Genomic DNA, 2,837 nt, shown 5'->3' with positions numbered 1-2,837 from the left:
GACTGGCGGACGGTCTATATTCGTGTGTGCTGTATTCGGCACTGTTCTCCTTCATTTCATCGGGCCTGCTGGCGTGCGAGTAGATATTCGGATTGGTCTTGTTGACCGAACTTGGCCCACATCGTGGTTGCCGATGCGCTGAGGCCGAGCTGGGTGGCGACGACAGCTGCGGGCAGATCACTGGTGAGGGCGACCATGGCGTAGTTGCGGCTGAGACGTGTTGGGATGCCGGCGGCTGTGAGCTTCACGCTGAGCGTGGTGCTGTGGATCGACTCATGGGGCCGTGCCCCGGGAAACAGGTGGTAGGCGTCGCCGTCGGGCGTGCTTGCTCGCGGGTTGTCCGATGCTTGGCGGGCGAGTTGACTGACGAGTTCGCCGACGGGTGCGGGTAGCTCGATCGGGTGTTGCGCCAGCGCCAGGTGGGTCCGCTTGCCGTCGATGCCAACATCGGCCGTGGTGAGCGCCTTGATCTGAACCAATCGCGGACCATAGAGCAGCACCAGCAGCCCAGCCACTCGGATGGACAGCTCGATGTCTGTGGACATGTCCAACAGGTCGGTGATTCGCTGCCGGTGTTCGGTCTCGTCGCTGATCTCGCTGGGCCACTGGCGCTGGATCCGTTGGGCAGTCACACCGTCGACGATGCCGCGCTTGCCCAGCCAGGTGACGAAGCCGGAAATGCTCTTGGTCCGCTCGCGGTTACCGGCCGTCCAGCCATCGAGGATCGCCTGGGTCAGCTCACCGATCTGGTGTCCGGATGCCTCGAGGTGTTCGATCAGGCGCTGCGCCGTGCGGATGCGTTCGCGGCTGGAATCGGCTGCGTAAGTGGTGAATCCACGGCGGGCGGCCCGACGTCGGGCGGTGCGCAGCACGCCCCAGCGGGCGTAGGGCGCCAACACCGCGCCCTGGTGCGGTGGTAGAGCTGCGGTGTATTCGTCGATCCAGGTTTCGAACCGCTCGAGTTGCTCGTCGCGACGCGGCAGGATCTGTGCCCGTACGAGTAGCGCACGCACGTAGTGGCGAGCGTATCCGGGTGGGCAAGCGTCGACGTCGGCGTGGGTCAACTCGCCGTCGGCGTTGGCCAGTAGGCGCAGGAAATGCTGGGTGCGCGCCTTGATGAGCCAGCGCATCGTCGAATCGGCGCGGCCGTGCTGGGCGAGAACGTCCGGCAGTCCAGCGAGATCCTGACTGATGGTTCCGTCGTGCGAGGTCAGCAGTTCGCGTGTCATGCGCACGATGGAGCAGTTCAGGCAGGTGTTTTCGTAGTGTTGCGGTCCGGCTTGGCCGCACGTTGTGCAGACGTAGTCGGTGGAACTGCCGACGCAGGGTCCGCAGGCCAGCTCGCCTGCAGTGGTGCGTCCGATGAGGACTTTGGCCGTGCCGCAACCGGCGCATGTCGCGGGGTGTTGTGTTGACCGCTTGTAGCAGGGGATGCAGACCGGGCCGAGTGGCCAATGTGTATGTACGGGTTGCATTTTCGAGCACAGACTGCACACGAATTCGCGGGTGTGCGCGCAGCGATGGCACAGGTCAACTGTTCCCTGCTGCACGCGCACCGCGATTTTTCGGACGCGTCCGCACTTGCCGCACTGACGCTGCGGCGCTGTGTAGCAGCGCTGGCAGAGCGGACCTTCGGCAGTGATCTTCTTGGCGTGATCGAGTCGGCCGCATCCTGAGCACACATACTTGGGGCGAGCGCAGTTGCTGCACAACGGTTTTCCGTCAGCCGTGCGCCGTGACGGGTTCTTGGAACGTCCGCAGACCGAGCACTGTTCCATCCGCGCGGGGTCATTGCGGTAGCACCGTTTGCAGATGCCACCACCAGGAGTGCGCGCAGCGCGCTCGGCCAGTCGGCCGCAGCGGGCGCAGACGTGTTTCGGGGGCGCAGCGACGCTCATGATCCGCTCCCCGGCCGCTTGATGGTGGTGCGACGCGTTGTGATCGCAGTGACGTTGTCGCCACCGGCGGCCTTGCGCGGTGATGCTTCGGTGACGCGCGGTTCGATCAAGTCATTCGGGGTGCAGTCCAAGATGTCGCACAACGCAACCAGGGTGTTCATGCTCAGTCGTTGCGGCTGGCCGGTGACCAGGCGATAGGTCTGCTCACGGGAGAGCGCGACGCCCCGATCCGCCAGGTGCGGTTGCAGGTCGGTCGTCGAAAACATCCCGCGTTCAGCCATTTTGGTGCGCAGGTGCCACGCATAGTCCATGGTCCTCATTGCGGCGGCCTCGGTCCGAGCTCGTCGCCGTAGCGGGCGTGCATGGCGTTCGACAGAATCCGGTTGCGGTACTCGTTGGACACACCGATATAGACGGCGGTCGTCGAGGAGAACGAGTGGCCAACCTGCTCCTGAATGAAACGCTCTGGGTAGTCAAACTCGACCAGATGCGTCACAAACGAGTGGCGCAGGCAGTGCAAATTCAGCGTGGGATCGATGCCGGCCAGATCACGCACCTCGGTGAAGACGGTGTTGATCGTCCGGGCGCCGATCCGCGTACCACGTTCGGTCAGCCACAACGCGGGCTTCTTGTCGGCCGGGAACTGCGGGCGCACGTCGGTCAGATAGTGGTCCAGGATGTCCACGATCCAGCTCATCTCGGGGACGGTGAGCACGGTGCGCCGCTTCGCCGGTCCTCCGCGCGAGGCTTTGCCGTGCCGGACCGTGAACGATCCGAACCTGCCGAAGTCGCCCATCTTCGAATTGCGGCGCAGGTCAACAACATCGGCGTGAGCGGCCTCGTTGCGGCGCAGCCCGTAGGCGTAGATGAACTTCAGCATGGCTGCATCGCGCAGAGCCGTCATCGCACCCTTGCGGCCGCGTGAACGGATCGTCTCGA

The 2,837-nt window shown here is 64.4% G+C and carries 4 protein-coding genes; 1 reads left to right on the top strand and 3 read right to left on the bottom strand.

Annotation, left to right across the window (positions count from 1 at the left end; all coding sequences use genetic code 11):
- Positions 1 to 56: 56 nt before the first annotated feature.
- Positions 57 to 1,229: a hypothetical protein gene (locus AC3WTE_RS32515; protein WP_043988433.1), complete on the bottom strand. Its 1,173-nt coding sequence runs from the start codon at positions 1,227 to 1,229 to the stop codon at positions 57 to 59.
- 291 nt (positions 1,230 to 1,520) lie between these two features.
- Between AC3WTE_RS32515 and AC3WTE_RS32510 the strand changes: the two genes are divergently transcribed.
- Positions 1,521 to 1,676 (top strand): hypothetical protein, encoded by a 156-nt coding sequence (locus AC3WTE_RS32510; RefSeq protein WP_162563331.1) that lies wholly within the window; start codon positions 1,521 to 1,523, stop codon positions 1,674 to 1,676.
- A gap of 218 nt (positions 1,677 to 1,894) precedes the next feature.
- Here AC3WTE_RS32510 and AC3WTE_RS32505 read toward each other — a convergent pair whose 3' ends face one another.
- Both AC3WTE_RS32505 and AC3WTE_RS32500 read right to left on the bottom strand, forming a co-directional pair.
- The gene (locus AC3WTE_RS32505) at positions 1,895 to 2,218 is read right to left on the bottom strand and encodes a helix-turn-helix domain-containing protein (RefSeq protein ID WP_043988434.1); all 324 of its coding nucleotides are present in this window, start codon (positions 2,216 to 2,218) and stop codon (positions 1,895 to 1,897) included.
- On the bottom strand, positions 2,215 to 2,837 hold a 623-nt coding region (locus tag AC3WTE_RS32500), incomplete at its 5' end, for a tyrosine-type recombinase/integrase (RefSeq protein WP_492443735.1). The genes AC3WTE_RS32500 and AC3WTE_RS32505, both read right to left, overlap by 4 nt.

The organism is Mycobacterium sp. FW102-FHT13B02 (assembly GCF_058790275.1).
This window is presented reverse-complemented; position numbering and strand designations above follow the sequence as displayed.